At 75.7% G+C, this 21,280-nt stretch carries 16 protein-coding genes, 1 tRNA gene and 1 pseudogene; 10 read left to right on the plus strand and 8 right to left on the minus strand.

All coding sequences use genetic code 11. The features are described 5' to 3' along the window. Positions 1 to 47: 47 nt before the first annotated feature. The 3 genes from LGQ04_RS17745 to LGQ04_RS10660 all read left to right on the plus strand — a co-directional run bounded on the left by LGQ04_RS17745 (position 48) and on the right by LGQ04_RS10660 (position 3,423). Entirely contained in the window at positions 48 to 1,499 is a 1,452-nt protein-coding gene (locus tag LGQ04_RS17745; protein WP_229243681.1) for a resuscitation-promoting factor, read from the plus strand. A 98-nt stretch (positions 1,500 to 1,597) separates the two neighbouring features. Further along, positions 1,598 to 2,488 carry a 16S rRNA (adenine(1518)-N(6)/adenine(1519)-N(6))-dimethyltransferase RsmA gene (rsmA, locus tag LGQ04_RS10655; RefSeq protein ID WP_229243682.1) on the plus strand — a complete coding sequence of 297 codons (891 nt, stop codon included), beginning with the start codon at positions 1,598 to 1,600 and terminating at the stop codon, positions 2,486 to 2,488. Next, on the plus strand, positions 2,485 to 3,423 hold the full coding sequence (locus tag LGQ04_RS10660) for a 4-(cytidine 5'-diphospho)-2-C-methyl-D-erythritol kinase (protein ID WP_229243683.1): 939 nt from the start codon (positions 2,485 to 2,487) through the stop codon (positions 3,421 to 3,423). Before rsmA ends, LGQ04_RS10660 begins: the two co-directional genes overlap by 4 nt. A 74-nt stretch (positions 3,424 to 3,497) precedes the next feature. On the opposite strand, the gene LGQ04_RS10665 is transcribed toward LGQ04_RS10660, so the two are convergent. Next, positions 3,498 to 4,529: an acetylxylan esterase gene (locus LGQ04_RS10665; protein ID WP_229243684.1), complete on the minus strand. Its 1,032-nt coding sequence runs from the start codon at positions 4,527 to 4,529 to the stop codon at positions 3,498 to 3,500. A gap of 78 nt (positions 4,530 to 4,607) precedes the next feature. Between LGQ04_RS10665 and LGQ04_RS17905 the strand changes: the two are divergent. Beyond that, positions 4,608 to 5,099, plus strand: a pseudogene (locus tag LGQ04_RS17905) (ATP-binding cassette domain-containing protein); the annotation flags it as partial. Then, the gene (locus LGQ04_RS10670) at positions 5,100 to 6,503 is read left to right on the plus strand and encodes an ABC-F family ATP-binding cassette domain-containing protein (RefSeq protein WP_372470053.1); all 1,404 of its coding nucleotides are present in this window, start codon (positions 5,100 to 5,102) and stop codon (positions 6,501 to 6,503) included. Positions 6,504 to 6,549: 46 nt separating this feature from the next. Here the strand turns inward: LGQ04_RS10670 and LGQ04_RS10675 are convergent, their stop codons facing one another. Both LGQ04_RS10675 and LGQ04_RS10680 read right to left on the minus strand, forming a co-directional pair. Next, positions 6,550 to 7,842, minus strand: a complete 1,293-nt coding sequence (locus LGQ04_RS10675) for an MFS transporter (protein WP_229243686.1) — start codon at positions 7,840 to 7,842, stop codon at positions 6,550 to 6,552. A gap of 60 nt (positions 7,843 to 7,902) precedes the next feature. Beyond that, positions 7,903 to 8,673, minus strand: coding sequence for a hypothetical protein (locus LGQ04_RS10680; RefSeq protein WP_229243687.1), 771 nt, complete (start codon positions 8,671 to 8,673; stop codon positions 7,903 to 7,905). A 237-nt stretch (positions 8,674 to 8,910) separates the two neighbouring features. Here LGQ04_RS10680 and LGQ04_RS10685 point away from each other — a divergent pair, with 237 nt between their 5' ends. Next, the gene (locus tag LGQ04_RS10685; protein WP_229243688.1) at positions 8,911 to 10,947 is read left to right on the plus strand and encodes a sensor histidine kinase; all 2,037 of its coding nucleotides are present in this window, start codon (positions 8,911 to 8,913) and stop codon (positions 10,945 to 10,947) included. After that, the gene (locus LGQ04_RS17750) at positions 10,944 to 11,606 is read left to right on the plus strand and encodes a response regulator (RefSeq protein WP_229243689.1); all 663 of its coding nucleotides are present in this window, start codon (positions 10,944 to 10,946) and stop codon (positions 11,604 to 11,606) included. The genes LGQ04_RS10685 and LGQ04_RS17750 overlap by 4 nt, the downstream gene beginning before the upstream one ends. Here the strand turns inward: LGQ04_RS17750 and LGQ04_RS10695 are convergent. The 4 genes from LGQ04_RS10695 to LGQ04_RS10710 all read right to left on the minus strand — a co-directional run bounded on the left by LGQ04_RS10695 (position 11,591) and on the right by LGQ04_RS10710 (position 15,072). Beyond that, on the minus strand, positions 11,591 to 12,103 hold the full coding sequence (locus LGQ04_RS10695; RefSeq protein ID WP_229243690.1) for a MarR family winged helix-turn-helix transcriptional regulator: 513 nt from the start codon (positions 12,101 to 12,103) through the stop codon (positions 11,591 to 11,593). The two genes, LGQ04_RS17750 and LGQ04_RS10695, sit on opposite strands and share 16 nt — an antisense overlap. 98 nt (positions 12,104 to 12,201) lie before the next feature. Next, complete coding sequence (locus LGQ04_RS10700; protein ID WP_229243691.1) at positions 12,202 to 13,449, minus strand: ABC transporter permease; 1,248 nt, start codon at positions 13,447 to 13,449, stop codon at positions 12,202 to 12,204. Then, positions 13,446 to 14,402 carry an ABC transporter ATP-binding protein gene (locus LGQ04_RS10705; RefSeq protein ID WP_229243692.1) on the minus strand — a complete coding sequence of 319 codons (957 nt, stop codon included), beginning with the start codon at positions 14,400 to 14,402 and terminating at the stop codon, positions 13,446 to 13,448. Before LGQ04_RS10705 ends, LGQ04_RS10700 begins: the two co-directional genes overlap by 4 nt. A 61-nt stretch (positions 14,403 to 14,463) precedes the next feature. Beyond that, positions 14,464 to 15,072, minus strand: a complete 609-nt coding sequence (locus LGQ04_RS10710) for a TetR/AcrR family transcriptional regulator (RefSeq protein ID WP_229243921.1) — start codon at positions 15,070 to 15,072, stop codon at positions 14,464 to 14,466. A gap of 230 nt (positions 15,073 to 15,302) precedes the next feature. Here LGQ04_RS10710 and LGQ04_RS10715 point away from each other — a divergent pair. The 3 genes from LGQ04_RS10715 to LGQ04_RS10725 all read left to right on the plus strand — a co-directional run bounded on the left by LGQ04_RS10715 (position 15,303) and on the right by LGQ04_RS10725 (position 18,123). Further along, positions 15,303 to 15,374, plus strand: a tRNA-Gln gene (locus tag LGQ04_RS10715). Positions 15,375 to 15,404: 30 nt separating this feature from the next. Beyond that, positions 15,405 to 17,072, plus strand: coding sequence for a bifunctional UDP-N-acetylglucosamine diphosphorylase/glucosamine-1-phosphate N-acetyltransferase GlmU (glmU, locus tag LGQ04_RS10720; RefSeq protein WP_229243693.1), 1,668 nt, complete (start codon positions 15,405 to 15,407; stop codon positions 17,070 to 17,072). Between the two features lie 67 nt (positions 17,073 to 17,139). Beyond that, complete coding sequence (locus LGQ04_RS10725; protein WP_229243694.1) at positions 17,140 to 18,123, plus strand: ribose-phosphate diphosphokinase; 984 nt, start codon at positions 17,140 to 17,142, stop codon at positions 18,121 to 18,123. A gap of 45 nt (positions 18,124 to 18,168) precedes the next feature. On the opposite strand, the gene LGQ04_RS10730 is transcribed toward LGQ04_RS10725, so the two are convergent. Further along, a complete protein-coding gene (locus LGQ04_RS10730; RefSeq protein WP_229243695.1) occupies positions 18,169 to 21,099 on the minus strand; it encodes a hypothetical protein in 2,931 nt (976 codons plus the stop codon). Between the last annotated feature and the right edge of the window lie 181 nt (positions 21,100 to 21,280).

The following is a 21,280-nucleotide window of genomic DNA, read 5'->3' on the forward strand; positions in this document are numbered from 1 at the left end:
CGCGTGCGCACCCGCCGCGGGTGGTGCAACCGCGCCGTCGAGCTCCCGTGCCCGGGAACCACGACGACTGGACCCGAGTGAACAACCCCTTCCACCGGACCGCGGACGCGGCCGGAGCGCCCGAGAGCGCCGACACCACCCAGCCCCTCGACCTCTCCGACCCCACCGCCGCGCAGGGCGACACGAGCCCCGCGGCCACGACGGCCCGCCGTCGTCGCTGGCCCCTCGTCGCCGGCGCGACCGCCGTCGTCCTCCTCGCCACCGGTGCCGTCGCCTACGGCAACGCGCGCAAGACCGTCGAGCTCGACGTGGACGGCAAGACCGTCTCCGTCACCACCTTCGCCGGCTCCGTCGCGGGCCTCCTGGAGGAGCAGGGCGTCAGCGTCGGCGAGCGCGACCTCGTCGTCCCCGACGCCGACGCCGCGCTGCGCGGCGGGAGCGACGTCGTCGTGCGCTACGGCCGCGAGGTGCCCGTCCAGGTCGACGGCGAGCAGTCGTCCGTGTGGCTCACCGCCCTCGACGCCGACGAGGCCCTCACCACCCTCGCCTCGCGCGGCAGCGACGTGCGTCTCGTCGCGTCGCGCTCCGGCGAGCGCGCCTCCCTCCCGATCCGTCTCGACGCCGACGGTCCCGTCGCCGTCGTGGCCGACGGCGAGACGCAGGTCGCGCCCGACGGCAGCATCGGCATCGACGCGATCCTCGACCAGCAGGGCGTCGAGCTCGGCGACCTGGACCGCGTCCACGTCGAGAAGCTCGACGACGCGTCGCAGACCGAGGGCGGGGCGTCCGAGGACGCCCAGGCCACCGACACCGAGGCCACCGACACCGAGGCCGTCGAGACCGAGGCCACCGGCCCGGCGCTCGCCGAGGCGGGCGTCTCGCTCGTCGTCCAGCGGGTGAAGGTCGAGGAGGTCGCCAAGGAGAAGGCCGTCGACTTCACGACCGTCACGAAGGAGGACGCGGACCGGTACGAGGACCTCGCGCCGGTCGTGCAGCAGGAGGGCAAGAAGGGCGTCCACACGACGGTCTACCGTGTCACGACGGTCGACGGCGAGGAGGAGTCCCGCGAGCTCGTCTCGAAGGGCGTCACGGAGCCTGCCGTGGACGAGGTCGTCGTGAAGGGCACCAAGGAGCGCCCGGCGCCCGAGCCGGAGCCGGCCCCGGCGCCGTCGAGCAGCTCGTCGAGCTCGTCCGGCGGCTCGTCGTCGAGCGGGTCCTCGTCGTCCGGCTCCTCGTCGAGCGGGTCGCAGGGTTCCGCCCCGGCAGGCGTGTGGGCGCAGCTCGCGCAGTGCGAGTCCGGCGGCAACCCGGCGACGAACACCGGCAACGGCTACTACGGCCTCTACCAGTTCTCGCTGCCGACCTGGCAGGCGATGGGTGGCTCCGGTCTCCCGTCGGAGGCGTCCGCCGCCGAGCAGACGCAACGCGCGCAGGCGCTCCAGGCCCAGTCGGGCTGGGGCCAGTGGCCCGCGTGCGCCCGCAAGCTCGGGCTGCTCTGAGCACGGCCTGCGGTACCACCGCGAAGGGCGGGACGCGACGCGTCCCGCCCTTCGTCGTCCCCGTCTTCCCCCGCGGGGGGTCGGTAGGCTCTGACCTCATGAGCGACACCCGAGGCGCCCTGCTGGGACCGGCCGAGATCCGCGACCTGGCAGGGCGCCTCGGCGTGCGCCCCACGAAGACCCTGGGCCAGAACTTCGTGCACGACGGCGGCACGGTCCGCAAGATCGTGCGCGCGGCCGACGTGCGTCCCGGCGAGCGCGTCGTCGAGGTGGGGCCGGGTCTGGGCTCGCTCACCCTGGGGCTCCTGGAGGCGGGGGCGAGCGTCGTCGCGGTGGAGATCGACCCCGTGCTCGCCGCGCGCCTGCCGGCGACGGTGGCCGCGCACGTCCCCGACGTCGGGGACCGTCTGGAGGTCGTCGGCGCGGACGCGCTCGACGTGACGTCCCTGCCCGGCGAGCCGCCCACGGCCCTGGTCGCGAACCTCCCGTACAACGTCGCGGTGCCGGTGCTGCTCACGTTCCTGGAGCGCTTCGACTCGCTCGAGCGGGTGCTCGTCATGGTCCAGGCGGAGGTCGCGGACCGGCTCGCGGCGCCGCCCGGCAGCAGGACGTACGGTGTCCCGTCGGTCAAGGCCGCCTGGTACGCCGCGGCGCGCCGTGCCGGGACGGTGGGGCGCGCCGTCTTCTGGCCGGTGCCGAACGTGGACTCCGCGCTCGTCGCGCTCGACCGGCGCGAGCCCCCGGCCACGACCGCGACGCGCGAGGAGGTCTTCGCGGTGGTCGACGCCGCGTTCGCCCAGCGGCGCAAGATGCTGCGGTCCGCGCTCGCGGGCGTCGCGGGCTCGTCCGCCGCCGCGGCCGCCGCGCTCGAGGCCGCGGGGGTCGACCCGCAGGCGCGGGGCGAGACGTTGGACGTGACCGCGTTCGCGCGCATCGCCGAGCAGCTGTCGCGCCCGGGTGGCGACGGAGCGGGCACGGTGGAGGCGTGAGCCCCCACCTCGCCGCCGCGCCGCCGCCCTTCGTGCGGGTGCGCGCGCCCGGGAAGGTGAACCTGTCGTTGCGGGTGGGCGCCCTCCAGGACGACGGGCACCACCCGCTCGTGACGATCTTCCAGGCCGTGGGGCTCAGCGAGGAGGTCGTCGCGCACCAGGTCGCGCCGGGCTCCGGGGTCTCGTTGAGCGTCGAGGGGCTCCAGGCCGACCTCGTCCCGACGGACGACACCAATCTCGCGTGGCGCGCCGCCGAGGCCCTCGCGGCGCACGTGGGGATCGACCCCGACGTGCGGCTCCAGGTGGTCAAGGGCGTGCCGGTCGCGGGCGGCATGGCGGGCGGGTCGGCCGACGCCGCGGCGGCGCTCGTCGCGTGCGACGCGCTGTGGGAGACGGGGCTGTCGCGTGCCGAGCTCGTGCGCCTCGCGTCCGGGCTGGGCGCGGACGTCGCGTTCGGCCTCGTGGGGCACACCGCCGTCGGCACGGGCCGGGGGGACGTGCTCACGCCCGCGATGACGCGGGGGGAGTTCCACTGGGTGTTCGCCGTGCAGGCCGAGGGGCTCTCGACGCCCGTGGTGTTCCGGACGTTCGACGACACCGTCGGCGGCCCGGACGAGCCCGAGCTCGCCGCCGACACCGCGCTCATGCAGGCTCTGCGCGCCGGCGACCCGGTGGGTCTCGGCAGGGCCCTGCACAACGACCTGGAGGGTCCGGCGCTCGCCCTGCGGCCCGAGCTCGGGCGCACGCTCGACGTCGCGCGCGAGGCGGGGGCGCTCGGCGCGATCGTCTCCGGTTCCGGCCCCACGGTCGCCGCGCTCGCCCGCAGCCGCCAGCACGCGCTCGCGATCGCCGCGTCCTGGACGGCGGCCGACGCGTGCGACAGCGTCTGGTGCACGACCGCACCGGCCGCGGGGGCGCGCGTCGTCGCGCGCTGAGCGCCCGTCGTCGGGCCCGGGCTGCGTCGTCGGACGGCGGCACCGCGGGCGGCCCGGCCCGACCCGGCCCGCCGTCAGGCCCCGGCGTGGGTGCGCAGCCACTCCCGCTGGCGGTCGAACCGGAAGCCCTGGCCGCCCTCGTGGCCGTTGTACGGGTACACGTCGATCTCCCGTGCGGTGCCCGCGGCACCGGGCCTCGCCGACCCCCACGCGTTGTACGCCGCGTACACGGTCGAGGGCGGGCAGGTGACGTCCATGAGCGCGACGGAGAACAGCGCGGGCGCCGTCGCGCGCCGTGCCAGCAGGGCGACGTCGACGTAGGAGAGGGTGCGGAACACCGCCTCCTCCGCGTCGCGGTGCACCGCGAGGTAGCGGACCACCTCCGCGTACGGGTCGCTGTCCGTGATCGCGACGGCGCGGCGGAAGTGGGCGAGGAACGGGACGTCGGGCATCGCCGCGACGAGCCCGTCGACCAGGCCGGCGACGGCGATCGCGATGCCGCCGCCCTGGCTCGTGCCCGTGACCGCCACGCGCGCGGGGTCGACGCCCGGCAGGGTGCGCACGGCGTCCACGGCCCGCACGCCGTCGGTGAGCACGCGCCGGTAGTAGTGGTCGCGGGGGTCGTTGATGCCGCGCGTGAGGTAGCCCGGCGTCGCGGGGCCCGAGCCGACCGGGTCGGGCGTCGCGCCGCCGCTGCCCCAGCGGCTGCCCTGCCCGCGCGTGTCGACGACGAGGTGCGCGAAGCCGGCGTTCGCCCAGGTGAGGTGCTCGTGCGGGCGCCCGCGACCGCCGCCGTACCCGATGAACTCGACGACGACCGGCAGCGGGTCGCGCTCGCCCGTCTCGACGGCGCGCGCGGCGTCGGCCGGTCGCACGAGCCACGCCCGGATCGGGTGGCCGCCGAACCCGGGGAACGTCACGTCGTCGACCACGACGAGGCCGAGCCCCGTCTCGACGCGCTCCAGGCGGACCGTCTCGGCGAGGTCGCCGCCCGCCGTCCGCGACTCGGCCAGCGTGCCCGCCCAGAAGACGTCCAGGTCGTCGGGCTCAGGGATCGCGGGCTCGTAGGCCTCGAGGTCGGCGAGGGGCAGGTCGAAGTGCGGCACGGCAGGACCCTACCCGCCGGTCCGGCCACGGCCGGCGGTATTTCCGGCTCGTGCGCGGGGGCGCCTACGCTCGTCCGTGTGGCTCACCTCCTCGGCGCGGACGGCGTCTCGCTGACCGTCGGCACCCGCACCCTGCTCGACGACGTCTCCCTCGGCCTCGACGACGGCGACCGGGTCGGCATCGTCGGCCCCAACGGGGCGGGCAAGTCCACGCTCCTGCGCCTCCTCGCGGGGACCCAGGTGCCCGACGGCGGTCGCGTCACCCGGGTCGGCGGGCTGCGGGTCGGCCTGCTCGACCAGCGCGACGACACCGGCGCCGGGGCGTCGATCCGCGACCTCGTCCACGGCGACGCGGCGACGCACGCCTGGGCGTCCGACGCGAGCGTCCGCGCCGTGCACGACGGTCTCCTCACCGACCTCGACCTCGACGCCCCGGCGGGCACGCTCTCGGGCGGCCAGCGCCGCCGGGTGGCGCTCGCGGCCCTGCTCGTCGCGGACCACGACGTCCTGTTCCTCGACGAGCCCACGAACCACCTCGACGTCGAGGGGGTCGCGTGGCTCGCCGAGCACCTGCGGGAGCGGTTCGCGCGGCCGGGTGCGCGGGGGGCGCTCGTCGTCGTCACGCACGACCGGTGGTTCCTCGACGCGGTGTGCTCGCGCATGTGGGAGGTGCGGGGCGACGGGACCGGGCAGGTCGAGGGGTACGAGGGCGGGTACGCCGCGTACGTGCTGGCGCGTGCCGAGCGGCAGCGCACCGCGGCCGTCGCCGCGGAGAAGCGCGACAACCTGCTCCGCAAGGAGCTCGCGTGGCTGCGGCGCGGGGCGCCCGCGCGCACGAGCAAGCCGAAGTTCCGGCTCGACGCGGCGGCGGCCCTCATCGCCGACGTGCCGCCGCCGCGCGACACCATGGAGCTCACGCGCACCGCGACGAAACGCCTCGGCAAGGACGTGCTCGACCTCGAGGACGTCACCGTGAGCGTTCCCGCGCGACCCGTGACCGACCCGGCCCCCGGCGCGTCCGGGGAGACGGGAGACGGTGCGGGGGAGCGGCGCGTGCTGCTCGACGACGTGACGTGGCGGCTCGGGCCGGGGGACCGGTACGGGGTGGTCGGCGTCAACGGCGCGGGCAAGACGACGCTCCTCGCCCTCCTCGCGGGCCGGCGCGAGCCCGACGCGGGCCGGGTCAGGCGCGGCAAGACCGTGCACGTCGCCGAGCTGACACAGGACGTCGGCGAGCTCGACGACATCGCCGGGCGCCGCGTCGTGCAGGTGATCGAGGACGAGAAGCGGTCCGTCGTCGTGGACGGCAAGGAGCTCACCGCGTCCCAGCTCGTCGAACGGCTGGGTTTCACGCGCGAGCGCGCGCAGACCCTCGTGCGCGACCTCTCCGGCGGCGAGCGGCGCCGCCTCCAGCTCCTGCGGCTCCTCGTCGCGGAGCCGAACGTGCTGCTGCTCGACGAGCCCACGAACGACCTCGACACCGACACGCTCGCCGCCCTGGAGGACCTGCTCGACGGCTGGCCGGGCACGCTCGTCGTCGTCTCCCACGACCGCTACCTGCTGGAGCGCGTCGCCGACCGCCAGGTGGCCCTGCTCGGCGACGGCCGCGTGCGCGACCTGCCGGGCGGCGTCGAGCAGTACCTCGACCTGCGGCGGGCGGCGCTCGCGAGCGGTCCGGCACCCGCCGCCGGAGCCCCGGCGGCCGGCGCCCGCGACGGGGGCGTCGAGCAGGCAGAGCCGGTCCCGGTGGGGCCGAGCGCCGCGGAGGTCCGTGCGGCGAAGAAGGAGATCAACCGCATCGAGCGCCGCCTGACCAAGGTGGCCGAGCTGGAGGCGCGCCTCCACGACAAGATCGCCGCGCAGGCGACCGACTACGCCGCGGTGGCGGAGCTCGACGGCCAGCTCCGCGAGCTCGCGGCGGAGAAGGACGAGCTCGAGGCGGCCTGGCTGGAGGCCGCGGAGGTCGCCGGCTGACGGCGCCGAGCGGGACCCGCCGCGCGCCGTCGTGCAGGAGCCCGCGCTACCGCGCGGGCGCGCTCCGGGGCCCGGTGAGGACGACCCCGATCACCGCCATGACCGTCAGTGCGCCGAGCACGACGGCGACCGGGACGGTCCATGTGCCCGTGGCGGTGTGCAGCGCACCGGCGGCCGTCGGTGCCGCCGCGGCGAAGCAGTACCCCACGGACTGCACCGTCGCGGACGCCTGGCGTCCCCGCTGCACCGTGGGGAAGCGGCGGGCGACGAGCGTGAAGACGACGACGAAGTTCGCGGCCTGCGCGATCCCCGCGGCCGACGCCCAGACCGCCCACGCGGCCGGGGCGACGAGCAGCCCCAGCGGCAGGGTGAGCCACAGCACGGCGATGCCGACGAACGTCTGCCGCAACGACAGGCGGCGGACCGCGAGCGGCACGGCCAGACCGCCGACGATCGCGAACCCCTGGAACAGCGACGCCGCCCCGCCCGACGCGGACTCCGGCACGCCCGCGAGCTCCTCGAGCACGAGGGGCAGCCAGGCCGTCAGCGCGTAGAAGCTCGACGACTGCAGGGCGAACAGCGCGCACAGGGCCCAGGTGAACGGCGTCGCGAGGACGTGCCGCTCCGGCCGTGTGCCCGGCGTCGTTCCCGGGGTCGAGCCCGGGGTCGAGCCCGACGACGAGGTCGGCGGCGTCGCGGTCGGCGCGGGCGGGCCGGTGGGCGCACCTCTGCGCGGGGCCTCGGGCGGCACGGCGCGCCACCACCACACGAGCGCGACGACCGCGAGCACGGACCACGACGCGAGCGCCCAGCGCCACCCCACCGCCCCGGCCAGCGGCGCGGTGAGCGCCGTCGTCGCGACCGTCCCCACGTTGATCGCCGCCGTGTAGAGGCCGGTCACGGTGCTCACGTGCCCGGGGAAGTCCCGTTGCGCGATCATCGGGACGGCGAGGTTCGCCGTGGTGATCCCCAGGCCCAGCAGCACCGTGCCCGCGAACGTCCCGGCGGCGAGCGAGCCCGTCACACCCGACAGGTCCGCCGACCGCAGGATCGTGCCCGCGAGCACCAGGGCCAGGGCCACCGCCACCGCCGTGCGCAGCGACGACCGGCCGAGCAGGCCCGCGACCGCCGGCGTCGCGAGCGCGAAGCACAGCACCGGGATCCCGGTGAGCAGCCCCGCCGCGGCGGCCGTGAGGTGGAGGTCCGCCGCGACGTCGGACACCACCGGAGGCACCGCCGTGAGCGGCGCCCGCAGGTTGAGCGCGACGAGGAGCACCGCGACGAGCAGGACGCCGTCGATCCCGCCGCGGAACGGCGCGGCCGGACGAGGCGTCGTCATGGGGCTCCCGGGGGCGAGGTGGGCGGTGGGAGGGCCGTGGTCCCGCCCCCGGTCCGTCGGCTACACGAGCGGCGACGACGAGAGCGCGAGCACGAGCCCGGCCACGCCAGCGTAGAGGCCGCTCGCGAGGAGGAGCGCGGCCAGCGGCCGCCAGCCCGCACGCCCGCGCAGGACGACCCACGCGCCGAGGGCCCACGACAGGCCGAGGAGGACCAGGCTGAGGACGTCGTCCTCGGCCGTGCTCTCCACCGTGCCACCCGCCAGCCGCCAGACCACGGCCACCACCGCGGTCACCGCCCCGGCCACGCCGAGCGCCGCCGTGACCCCGCGGAGCGCACGACCTGGCGCGTCGTCGGCCGGCGCCCCGCCGCGCAGCACCTGGTGACCCTCCGGGTGGAGGCCGACGAACACCGCCGCCGACGCGGCGACCCACACCGCGGAGAACGCCACCATGGGCGCGACGTCGTGCCCCTGGACGAGGGCCGACACCCACGAGAAGGCGCCCGACAGCGCGACGCTCCCGCCCGCCCACGCGACCAGCCCCGACCGTCGCGACGGACGCACCGCGAGAACGACGAGCGCCGCGGCGACCACGACGAAGAACAGCCCCGCGGCGGCGTCCGCGAGCCGGTGCAGCTCCGGCGTGCGGTCCCACCCGTGGTCGGTGGTGTCGGGGAGGACGACCCACGGCGCGAGCAGGCCGCGCCACGCCCCGAACCCGACGACCAGGAGGAGCGCCAGCACGACGCAGAGCACGCGGAACACGGCGAGACGAACGGCGTGGAGCGCCGCACCGGCCGGTGCGGGGAGGACGGTCTCGGAAGCGGTCATGGTGCGTCCCTCTCGTCGGGGCCGCGGCCGTCGGTGGCGCGGCGGGACCACCACCGTGGGACGCCCGACCGTCCCGGGCACAGGGACCCGCGCCGCACGGTCCCGGGCGTCTCGCCCGCCCCGGGGTCGTCCGCGCCCGGTCGGCCGGGCGGCCGTCCCGGACGGGCGGGCGGACCGCCCGGCCCGGCAGCCCGCGTCCCGCTACCGCACCGCGCCCCGGCCCGCCACACTGAGGACATGCGGGTCCGCCGGGCGGTCGTGGGCGTCGCGTCCGTCGCGGCGGCCGCGCTCACCGTCGTGGCCGCGAGCGCCGAGCTCACCGTCCAGGCCGCCGCAGGAGCGCCGTGGACGACGACGGTCCCCGCGGTGGTCCTGGCGACGGTCGCGGCCGCGTGGTTCGCCGCCGGGGCGTACCTGGCGCTCGTGCGGCCGGGCAACGCGCTCGGTCCGCTCCTCGCGTCGGTCGGCCTCGTGACGCAGCTCGGGGTGGCGGGCGACGCGGTGGAGCGGGCGGGCTGGGCGTCGTGGTCGTCGACGGCCGGCGGCCGTACGGTCGACCTCCTCGCGGGCCTGGCGCTGTACCTCGTCCTCGCGCTGCTCCCCGTCTGGTACCCGTCCGGGCGCGTCGTGGGGCGTGCGCCCCTGGTCGTGGCGGGGCTCGCGGTGACCGGTGCCGTGCTGCTGCAGGCGCAGTGGTGGCGGGCGCAGGTCGACCCCGCGTGGACGTGGGCGTTCGGCGACCCGGGGTCGTCCACGGCCCTGGGGTGGTACCTCGCGGTCCCCGTCGTGCTCTACGGGGCCGGCGTCGTCGGCGCGTGGGGGGTGTGCGTCGTGCGCCTCGTGCGCGCCCGGTACCCGGAGCGTCAGCAGCTCGCGTGGCTGCTCGTCGCGGTCGTCGTGCTCGTCGTGACGATGGCCCTCGGCGGGTCGCCCGCCGCGCAGGCCGCGCAGGCGGCCGCGCTGCTCGGGCTCCCGTTCGCCGTCGGGGTCGGGGTCGTGCGGTACCGGCTGCTCGACGTCCGCACCGCGGCGCCGCGGGTCCTCACCGCGGTGGCGCTCGCGGCCGCGGTCGCGGCCGCGTACGGGGTGACGACGGCGCTCGCCGGGACGCGCCCGGGCGCGACGGGCCTGCAGGTGGTCGTGGTGGGTGTCGTCGCGCTCGCGCTCCTCCCCGTGCACGCGCGCCTGCGCCGGCTCGTGGACCGGTTCGTGTACGGCACGCGCGCGGACCCCGTGCGTGCGGCCACGGGCCTGCGGGCCGCGGTGGCGGACGCCGGGGAGGAGGTCCCGCTCGACGCGGCGCTGGCCGAGGTCGCGGTGGCGTTCCTCGCCCCGGCGGCCCGCGTCCGGGACCCGGACGGCGCGGTCGCGGCACAGGTGGGCAGCGCCGACGCCTGGCAGGAGGACGAGCCGTGCCTGACGGCCGACCTCGTGGTCGCCGGTGACGTGCTCGGGTCGCTCGAGCTCGCAGCGCGCCGACCGGGCGAGCGGTACACCCGTGCCGACCGTGCGGCGCTCACCGCGATGGCGGGCACGGTCGCGCTCGTCGTCCGCGGGACCGCGCTCGCCGCGGAGCTCGAGGCGCAGCGCGACGCCGTCCTCGGTGCGTCGCGCGTCGCGCGCGAGCGGCTGCGGCAGGACCTGCACGACGGTCTCGGGCCGTCCCTCACCGGGCTGCGCCTGGGCCTGGACGCGCTCGCGGACGCGCTGGCCGCGGGCGCGGTCGACCGTGCCGCCGACCTCGTCGCGGTGCTCGGGGAGGAGGTGGACCGGTCCGTCGGCGAGGTGCGGCGCATCATCGACGACCTGCGACCGCTCGACCTGGTCCACGCGGACCTGTCGACGGCGCTGCGGCGTCGGCTGTCGACGTCGCTGCCGGTGCCCGTCACGGTCCGTGCGGGTGCGCTGCCGCCGCTGCCCGCCGTCCTGGAGGACGCCGTGTTCCGTGTGGTCACGGAGGCCGTGGCGAACGCGCGACGCCACGCCGCGGCCCGCTCCGTCGTCGTGCACGTCCGGGTCGAGGGGTCGACACTCGTCGCGAGCGTCGCGGACGACGGGTGCGGCCTGCCGGACGACGCGCGGCCGGGGGTCGGCCTGCGCTCGATGCGAGCGCGAGCCGAGGACCTGGGCGGCGCGCTGTCGATCGCGGCAGGGCCGGGCGGGACCGTCGTCACGCTCCGCGTCCCGCTGACGGAAGACGGTCCGGCGCACCACGCGCCGAGCCGTCGGGAGCAGCTCACGGCGCGGGACCAGCTGACCGGGGCGGACGCGTGAGCGGCCCGGTCCGGGTGGTCCTCGCCGACGACCACCCCATGTTCCGCTTCGGGCTCCGGGCCGCGCTGGACGCCGTCGAGGAGGTCGAGGTGGTGGGCGAGGCGGCGGACGGCGCCGAGCTGGTCGCCCTGGTCGCGCGCCTGCGGCCCGACGTCGCCCTGACCGACCTCGCGATGCCGGGCACGGACGGCACGACCGCGGTGGCGCAGATCTCGGCGCGCTTCCCCGACGTCGCGACGCTCGTGCTCACCATGTCGGACTCGGACGACGCGGTGCTCGGCGCCCTCCGCGCGGGCGCACGCGGCTACCTGCTCAAGGACGCCCGGCGCGAGGAGATCGTGCTCGCGATCCGCACGGTCGCCGCCGGGTCCACGGTGTTCGGTGCGAGGGTGGGCCGCCGCGTCGTGCACGGGGCGACGACACCGCCGACGTCGCCCGCGGACCTGTTCCCCGGCCTCACGCGGCGGGAGACGCAGGTGCTGGAGCTCGTCGCCGTGGGGCGGTCCAACCGGGAGATCGCCCGCTCGTTGTCCCTCGCCGAGAAGACCGTGCGGAACGTCGTGGCAACCGTCCTCGCGAAGCTCGGCCTGCGCGACCGCACCGCGGCCGTCCTCCTGGCGCGCGAGCGCGGCCTGGGGGTGGCTCAGTCGTCGAACTGACCGACGACGGTGCGCAGCAGCGCGGCGAGCGCGGGACGTTCGCCGGGGGCGAGGGCGTCGAGGATGCGGGCCTCCACGGCGAGCAGGTCGGTCATCGCGGTGTCGACGCGCTCCAGCCCCTCGGCGGTGAGTTCGACCAGCACGCCTCGCCGGTCGTCGGGGGAGCGACGGCGCACCACGAGCCCGCGGGCCTCGAGCCGGTCGATCCGGTTCGTCATCGTGCCGCTCGTGACGAGGGTCTGCGTGACCAGCGCGCCCGGCGAGAGCCGGTACGGGGCCCCGGCGCGCCGCAGCGCGGACAGCACGTCGAACTCCCACGTCTCCAGGTGCCCCCGCGCGAACGCGGTCCGGCGGGCCCGGTCGAGGTGGCGGGCGAGACGGTCGACGCGCGAGAACACGGTGAGCGGCTCGAGCTCGAGGTCGGGCCGCTCGTGCTGCCACGCGGCGACGATGCGGTCGACCTCGTCCGCGCGCTCGCCGCCGGGGTGCTGCTCCATGACGCGAGGGTACTCGATATGTCTCGACGTCAAGACTCTTGACGGTCCATCACGCCACGTGAGGCAGTACCTCGCGGGACCGGGGTACTCCCTCGGCGTCAGGCGGTGCGCAGGGCGTCCTTGAGCCGGACGCGGGCACCGGTGCGGAGCACGGCGTTGGAGTAGATCCTCGCGGCGAGCCACACGAGCACGGGGACGACGGCGACGGACAGGCCGAGCGCGAGGAGCACCTCCCACGTCTCGGCGCTGCCGAGCGCGATGCGCACCGGCATGAGGAGCGGCGAGCACAGCGGCACGTACGACAACCAGACGACGAGGGGGTTGTCGGGCGCCCACGGCGCGACGGACACGCCGACGACGTACGGCACGACCATGAGGAACGTGACGGGGGTGGTGACGGCGCCGACGTCCTCCTGCCGGGAGACGAGCGCGCCGAGCGCGGCCATGAGCAGGGCGTAGGAGACGAAGCCGACGACGAACCACACGAGCGCCCACACGGCGGCGGTGCCGAGGTCGATGGTCGACGTGTCGACGAGGCCGAGCCCGAGCGCCGTCCCGACGCCCGCGGCGACGACGAGCGCGACCTGCCCGAGCCCGACGAGCCCGATGCCGAGCACCTTGCCGGCCATGAGGTGCCAGGGGCGCACGCTGGCGAGCAGGAGCTCGACGACGCGGCTCGTCTTCTCCTCGACGACGCCCTGGGCGATGAGCTGGCCGCTGATCATGATGGCCATGAACAGCAGGATGCCGGTGACGAGCCCGGTGACGTAGCGGGCGGGGTCGAACTCGCTGGGTTCGCCGACGGTCCGCACGGAGGGCGCGGCGGTGGCGACGTCGCCGGCGACCTGGGCGGGGTCGCCGCCGAGCGCGGTGACGGCGTCGGCGAGGGCGGTCTGCTGGGCGAGCGTGGTGAAGACGGGGGCGAGGGCGTCCCCGAGGCCGGTGTCGACGACGACGGTCCAGTCGTCGGGGGTGCCGGTGACGACGGCGTCGAGGTCGCCGTCGCGCACCTGCTGCTCGCCGGCGGCGTCGTCGGTGACGTCGACGGTCTCGATCTGCGTCCCGAGCGCGTCGCCGGTGGCGGTGATGCTCTCGGCGAGCGGGGCGGTGGAGGTGGTGAGGCCGACGCGCTGCGCGGTGGGTCCGGAGGACGTCGCGAGGTTGAGCACGAACCCGCCGAGCACGACGACGACGACGAGCAGGACGGTGAGCCAGACGAAGGAGCGGGACCGCAGGCGGGTCATGATCTCGCGCCCGGCGACGAGGCGGATCGCGCCCCAGGAGGAGAGGGAGCCGCCGGTGGCGGTCGCGGCGGGGGTCTCGGTGCGGGGTCGGGTCGTGGTCATGCGGGGACCTCCTGGCCCGTGGTGGTCTGCGCGTCGTCGGCGGGCGAGCTCACGACGTCCCGGTACAGCTCGGTGAGGGAGGGGCGCTGGCGGGCGAACTCCCGCACGGGCCCGGCGGCGAGCGCGGCGCGCAGGACGGCCTGCTCGCGCCCGGGCGACCCGTCGTGGGCGGCGTCGGGGGTGAGCTCGACGACGGTGCGCGACCCCTCGAGGACGACGGCCCGCGCGTCGGGCACCGCCCCGATCCACGACGCGCCGGGTGGGCCGTCGACGACCCACCGCTCGGTGTCGGTGCTGCGCAGCTCGTCGATGGTGCCGACCTCGACCATCGCGCCGTCCTTGATGATGCCGACCCGGTCGCAGAGGCGTTCGACGAGGTCGAGCTGGTGGGAGGAGAAGACGACGGGGACGCCGGCGTCGGCGCGGTCGCGCAGGACCCCGCTCATGACGTCGACGGCGACGGGGTCGAGCCCGGAGAACGGTTCGTCGAGCACGAGGAGGTCGGGGTCGTGGGTGAGCGCGGCGGCGAGCTGGACGCGTTGCTGGTTGCCGAGCGACAGCTTCTGCACCTCGTCGGCGACGCGCGCGTCGACGCCGAGGGTGCGGGTCCACCGCGCGGTCGCCTCGCGGGCCGCGGCGGCGTCGAGGCCGTGCAGGCGGGCGAGGTAGGTGAGCTGGTCGCCGACACGCATGCGGGGGTAGAGGCCGCGTTCCTCGGGCATGTAGCCGATGCGGCGGCGCGCGTCGTGGTCGAGGGGGCGGCCGTCCCACCGCACCTCGCCCGCGTCGGCCGCGAGGACGCCGAGCACGATCCGCATGGTCGTCGTCTTCCCGGCGCCGTTGGAGCCGACGAAGCCGAAGATCTCGCCGGCGCGCACGTCGAAGGACGTGCCGCGCAGCGCGCGGACGTCACCGTAGGACTTGGTGAGGCCGTCGATCTCGAGGGTCGCCATGGGTCCAGGGAACCACCGTCGGTCCGGGGGCGCCCGGGACATTCGTCACGAGTCGTGGCGGTCAGGTCGGCTTCGTCGTGGTGATGAGGCGGGGGCGCTTCTCCATGTCGGCGAGGCCGTTCCACGCGAGGTTGACGAGGTGCGCGGCGACCTCGGTCTTCTTCGGGGAGCGGGCGTCGAGCCAGTACTGCCCGGTGAGCGCGACCATCCCCACGAGCATCTGCGCGTAGATCGGCGCGACCTTCGGGTCGAGGCCCCGCGACTTGAACTGGTCGGCGAGGAGGTGCTCCACCTGCGTCGCGACGTCGCCGATGAGGCTGGAGAACGTGCCGGTGGCCTGCGCGACGGGGGAGTCGCGCACGAGGATGCGGAACCCGTCCTCGGACGCCTCGATGTACGACAGCAGGGCGAGGGCGGTGCGCTCCAGCAGCACCTTCGGGTGCCCGCCCTCGTCGAGCGCGCCCGACAGCGCCGCGGTGAGCGCCTGCACCTCGCGGTCGACGACGACGGCGTAGATGCCCTCCTTGCCGCCGAAGTGCTCGTACACGACGGGCTTGGACACCTCGGCGCGCGCCGCGATCTCCTCGACGCTCGTCCCCTCGAACCCCTTCTCCGCGAACAGGCCGCGGCTGACGGCGAGGAGCTGCTCGCGCCGTTGGCTCGCGGTCATGCGGGAACGGGGGGTGCGTCGGGTGTCGGCCACGGGTCCATCATGCCGTGCCGTCGTGCGCGGGCCCGGGACGGGTGTGGCGCGGCCCACGCCCGGTGCGCGGTGCGGAACGTCACGAGTCGGGCGCTCGCGGCGTCGGGCACGACCGCCGACCTGGCAGACTGTCCCTGGACGCACCTGCCGCGGCAGAGGGGGCCGTACCCGGCGCCCGTCGCGCGCCCGGGGTCCGGTCCGCCTTGGTGTAATCGGCAGCACAAGGGTTTTTGGTGCCCTTGGTCCAGGTTCGAGTCCTGGGGGCGGAGCACGTGCCATCGAACCCGAGGGGAACACCCATGGAAGCTCGGCTGGGTACCGACACGACCGTCGCTCCCGCTGCCGTGATCGTCCTCGCCGCCGGCGAGGGTACGCGGATGAAGTCGTCCACCCCGAAGATGCTGCACACGATCGCGGGCCGCAGCCTGCTCGGTCACGTGCTCGTCGCCGCCCGGTCGCTCGACCCCGAGCTGCTCGCCGTCGTCGTGCGGCACGAGCGCGACCGGGTCGCGGAGCACGCGCAGAGCGTCGACGCCGGCGTGCTCGTCGTCGACCAGGACGAGGTCCCGGGGACGGGGCGGGCCGTGCAGTGCGCGCTCGCAGCGCTCGACGCGAAGCTGCACGCGCAGGCCGTGGTCGACGGCGTGCCCGACGGCGCGGAGGGCCGCGGTCTCGGTGACGGGCTGGAGGGGCCCGTGGTGGTCACCGCGGGCGACACCCCGCTCCTGGACGGCGGCACGCTCGCCCAGCTCCTCGCCGCGCACGTCGCGGACGGCAACGCGGTGACGATGCTCACGACCGAGCTCGCGGACGCGACCGGCTACGGCCGCGTGGTGCGCGACGCCGCCGGGGACGTGCAGCGCATCGTGGAGCACAAGGACGCGTCGGCCGACGAGCGGGCGATCCGCGAGATCAACGCGTCGATCTACGTGTTCGACGCCGCGGTGCTGCGCCGGGGTCTCGGCACCCTGGGGCGCGACAACGCCCAGGGCGAGGTGTACCTCACGGACGTCGTCGCGGCGGCCCGCGCCGAGGGCGACACCGTGCGTGCGCTGCTGTCCGACGACCCGACGGTGGTCGAGGGCGTCAACGACCGCGTCCAGCTCGCGACGCTGCGCGCCGAGCTGAACCGCCGGGTCCTCGAGGACTGGATGCGCGAGGGCGTCACGGTGGTCGACCCGGCCACGACGTGGGTGGACGTCGACGTCGAGCTCGCGCGCGACGTGACCCTCCTGCCGGGCACGCAGCTCCACGGCGCCACGGTCGTCGCCGAGGGCGCGACGATCGGCCCGGACACGACGCTCACGGACACCGAGGTGGGCCCCGGCGCGACGGTGACGCGCACCCACGGCAGCCTCGCGGTGCTCGGCGCGGGGACGAGCGTCGGACCGTTCGCCTACCTGCGCCCGGGCACGGTGCTCGGCGCGCAGGGCAAGATCGGCACGTTCGTGGAGACGAAGAACGCGGAGATCGGCGAGGGGTCGAAGATCCCGCACCTGTCCTACGTGGGGGACGCGACGATCGGCGACCACACGAACGTCGGTGCCGCGTCGGTCACGGTGAACTACGACGGCGTGCACAAGCACCGCACGGTGATCGGCTCGCACGCGCGCACGGGCGCGGACAACATGTTCGTCGCCCCGGTGACGGTGGGCGACGGCGCGTACACCGCGGCAGGCTCCGTGATCCGGCGCGATGTGCCCGCGGGCGCGCTCGGCGTGAGCGGCGGCCAGCAGCGCAACATCGACGGCTGGGTGGAGCGCCGCCGGGCCGGGACCGCCGCGGCGCGGGCCGCGGCGGCCGCGCGCGCGACGGACCCCGAGACCCCGGTCGTGGGCGCGCAGGCGCAGGCCCAGCTCGCCGACCACTCGGCCGCGGCGACCGCCGACCGGCCCAGCCCGCCCCCGCCCGGCCCGGACCTCGAGAGCACGCTCGACGCGATGCGCAGCGCGCGCACCACGGACTGAACCGGCAGACTGCCCCCTACGACTCCCGACCGACCCGCCCCGCCCGGACACCGAAGGAAAGCACCGCATGAGCAGCACGATCGCCGGAAACGGGGACAAGTCCCTCGTCCTCGTCTCGGGGCGCGCGCACCCCGAGCTCGCCACCGACGTCGCCCGCGAGCTGGGCATCGACCTGCTCCCCACCACCGCGTACGACTTCGCGAACGGGGAGATCTACGTCCGGTTCGGGGAGTCGGTCCGCGGCGCGGACGTCTTCGTCCTGCAGAGCCACACCGCGCCGATCAACCAGTGGATCATGGAGCAGCTGCTCATGGTCGACGCCGCGAAGCGCGCCTCGGCCCGCACGATCACCGTCGTGCAGCCGTTCTACGGGTACGCCCGCCAGGACAAGAAGCACCGGGGCCGCGAGCCGATCTCGGCCCGCCTCATGACGGACCTGTTCACCGCCGCCGGCGCGGACCGCCTCATGAGCGTGGACCTGCACGCCGCGCAGACGCAGGGCTTCTTCGACGGCCCGGTGGACCACCTGTGGGCCATGCCGATCCTCACGGACTACGTGCGCACGCGCGTCGACACGTCGAACGTCACCGTGGTCTCCCCGGACGCGGGCCGCATCCGCGTCGCGGAGCAGTGGGCCGCGAAGCTCGGTGGCGGGCCGCTCGCCTTCGTCCACAAGACGCGTGACATCACGCGCCCCAACCAGGCCGTCGCGAACCGCGTCGTCGGCGAGGTCGAGGGGCGCGACTGCGTGCTCGTCGACGACCTCATCGACACCGGCGGCACCATCGCCGAGGCCGTGCGCGTGGTCCTCGCGGCGGGCGCGAAGTCCGTCGTCGTCGCGGCGACGCACGGCGTGCTGTCCGACCCGGCGGCGCAGCGCCTCTCCGAGTGCGGGGCGAGCGAGGTCGTCATCACCGACACGCTGCCCATCGCCGCGGAGAAGCGGTTCCCCCAGCTCACCGTGCTGTCCATCGCGCCGCTCGTCGCGCGCGCGATCCGCGAGGTGTTCGACGACGGGTCGGTCACCTCGCTGTTCGACGGCAACAGCTGACCCGCCGCGGCGGGCGGCTCCGCGGAGGCGCGGACGAGGTGCCGCTCACGCGTCGTCGTCCCGCACGGTGAGCAGCCACACGCGGGCGAACAGGGAGACCTCGTCGGCCGTGAGCGCGCTGTCGACCCGTGCCAGCACGTCCGTCGCGATCGCCCGGGACAGCGCGGCCACCTCGTCGTCCCGCAGAGGTCCGAGGGTCGCGCGCATGGTACGACCACGGCGCCACAATGCGTCCACGAGCTCGACCGTCAGGACGGCCGTCCCGTCGGGCCAGACGAAGGGTATGGCGGCCTCGGCCGTCCTGTCGGCCGTCGCGTGCAGCCGTGCGACGTCGCGCAGTGCGAGCGCTCGCGCGCCGGAGACGCCCGCGACGTCGACCAGGGCGGCCGGTGCCAGCGTCAGCAGACCGACGGCGTCGCGGACCCCGACGGTCCCGAGCCTCTCCCGGAGGCCGTCGAACGCGCCGACGTCGAGCAGGTCGTCGCGCGGAGGGCGCCGGGACAGTGCCACGTACTCCGGCGTCTTCCGGAACGTGCGCAGCTGGGGGTCGTCGGGCTCCCACTCGGCCAAGTCCGGAGAAGCGACGGCAAGACGGAGGTGCTCCGCGGCCCGGACAGGGTCCGGCTGCGCCTTGGTCGCGTGGAAGCAGGCGCGGTTGTAGTGCGCCGTCGGGCTGAGCTCCACCGGTGACGGCACCCGGAGCACGGGCACGTGTCGCAGGCTCAGCTCGAGCACCCGCAGAACGTCCCGTCGGACGGCGGATCGTCCTGCAGGTCCCCACCCAGCCGCACGCCGGGTCACGCTCTCGAGCACGGTCCGCGACAGGGGGTGCAGTGCGGCGAGGTCCGGCCCGGCGGGCAGGTCGGGGCCGACGGCCGTGTGCACCGGGGCGAGCTCGGAACGGATGCGCCGCGCACAGAGCTCCACCGCATCGGGTGAGAGCCCCGATCGGCGGACGGCGTCCCGGGCGTGCTGGACGGCGTCGGCGGCCAGCGAGCGGGCGGGGAGCGCCGCGGCACGCAGGGTGTCCAGGAGCAGGGCGTGCCCTGGTTCTCCGACGCCTGTCGGCTGCTGACCGGGTTCCGCGTTGAGTGCCGTGACGAGCCGGACGACGTCGTCCACCGCGTCGGCCCCGAAGGTCGTGACATCCCGGCCGGCGGCGAACTGCTCGTTGATCGCGAGGCATGCACGAGCGTAGAGGGCGCGCAGCCGCAGGGGCGCGAAGGCGGGGTTCCCGGGTCCGAGCACGGGATGCACGTCGTCCAGGTCCTCCGCGCCCTCGTAGGCGGCCCGCTCACCACCGTCGAGGAGCAGCGTCAGCCACTTCCGGTAGGCACCCAGGACCGCCGGGTCGGTGCTCCGGCGTTCGACGGTGCTGCGGTAGGCGAGCTGGGCGGGCCAGCTGCCCGGGTCGAGGTCGAGGGCCCGTGCGAGCAGCGCGCACCGGAGCGCAGGGTGGCGCCGACAGTCGGACGTCGCGACGTGGTACAGCGCGAGCGCGCGCCAGTCCGTCGTGCCGCACAGGCCGTCGAAACCGGGGTGGTGGCGTGCGAGGGTCGTGACGACCAGCGCGGCCACCGCCTTGTGGAGGTCGACGGTGTCGAGAACCTCGGCAGACTCCGGCGCAGCCCCGGCGTCCGTCGCGACGCGCAGCAGGACGTCACGCTCCACGACCGCGGTCCCCGCGGTGCGCCCGTTCCGCGTCACGACGACCGCCACCGACTTCGTGCCGTTCTCGTCGACGAGGACACGCCAGGGGGTGGTGCCGAGGAGACCCTGCACGATCGAGGTCAAGGTGCGGAGCACCGGGTTGTCGGGCAGGGACGCCAGGGCACCGCCCTTGAGGGCGTCCACATCCGTCCCTCGCGGCACTTCGAGGCCCGCCGGGGGGTCCGCGGCGAGCTCGCGCAAGTAGGCGAGCACCCGGCCGGACGCCTCGCTGGCCGTGTCGGTCGACCCGACGACGACGGCGACCCGCAGCCCGGTGGCGAGGGCGGTGGTCGTGAGGAGGATGCCCAGCGGCACGAGCGCCGCGCCGGCGAGCACGAATCCCGACGACAGGTGCCCCGACGTCCGGAACGGGACGACCAGCAGGATGCCCACCACCGCGAGGGCGGACGTGCCGACGCGGGCGACACGCCACGCACGAGAGGCCCTGCGGACGAAGAAGAGCGCACCCACGGTCGCGAAGACCAGGACGAGGGCGGTGGCCAGGGTGACCCCGAAGAACCGCGGCGGGACGTCGGTGGGGGTGACGAGGTTGCCCCAGGTGAGCCCGACCGCCGCGACGGCGAGAGTGGCTGGTCCGAGGGCAAGGAACAGGACGCGTAGCTGCGGGGTGAGTCGTGGCCAGGACAGGGTCGACGGTGTGAGCGCACGGGCCACGACGAGCAGCGCGAGGAACGTCGTGAGGAGCGCCACGACCGGTGCGACCGCCGGGGAGAGCGTCGACTCCACGAAGTCGGACCACCGGGCCTGGACACGCTCGGCACCGGTCTCCAGACCTTCCTCGGCCTCGGAACGCAGCGTGGCGGCGGCACGCGAGTCCGCATCGAGCGCGAGCGCGCGGTCCGCCGCCGAGAGCGCCGCGTCCCAGGGAGGTTCGCGCCCCGTCGCGACCGCGTGGTCGACCCGCAGGCGGGCCGCCCGCGTGATCGACCGCGCCCCCTCCCGCGCGGATCGTGCGAGCACGAGCTGAGGCGCGCACACGTCCGTGCCGATGGTCGTCGTGGTGGTCGTGGTCTGGGGCGACGACCCCGTGGCCGGGGGCGGATCGGTCGTGGTGGTGGTCGTCGTCGTCGACCGAGAGCCACGTTCCACGACGATCAGACGGATCGCCCGACGAGGGTGGGACTCGTCGATCAGCCGCTGCGCCTCGACGCAGACGTCGCCGATCGCGGATCGGACGGCCGAGGAGCGGGTCGTCCCCGAGGCGGCGACTGGCGCGGACGCGAGCACCAGCGCGACCAGCACCACGAGGAGCGGTCTGCGGGCCGGTCGGAGAGGTCTCTCGGCCCCGGTGCGTCGTCGCATGTCGGCTCCCGTCGGGTGAGAGCGGCCCTCGAACCACGTCGTGAGGCGTCGGTCCATGTCGAGCGTCCCACCGCACGAGGCCCGGCGCCCGCGGTCACGGGGGTGAATTCCGGGTACCCGCGCG

Origin of the sequence: Cellulosimicrobium marinum (genome assembly GCF_020551945.1) — a bacterium.
Taxonomy (GTDB): Bacteria; Actinomycetota; Actinomycetes; order Actinomycetales; family Cellulomonadaceae; genus Cellulosimicrobium; species Cellulosimicrobium marinum.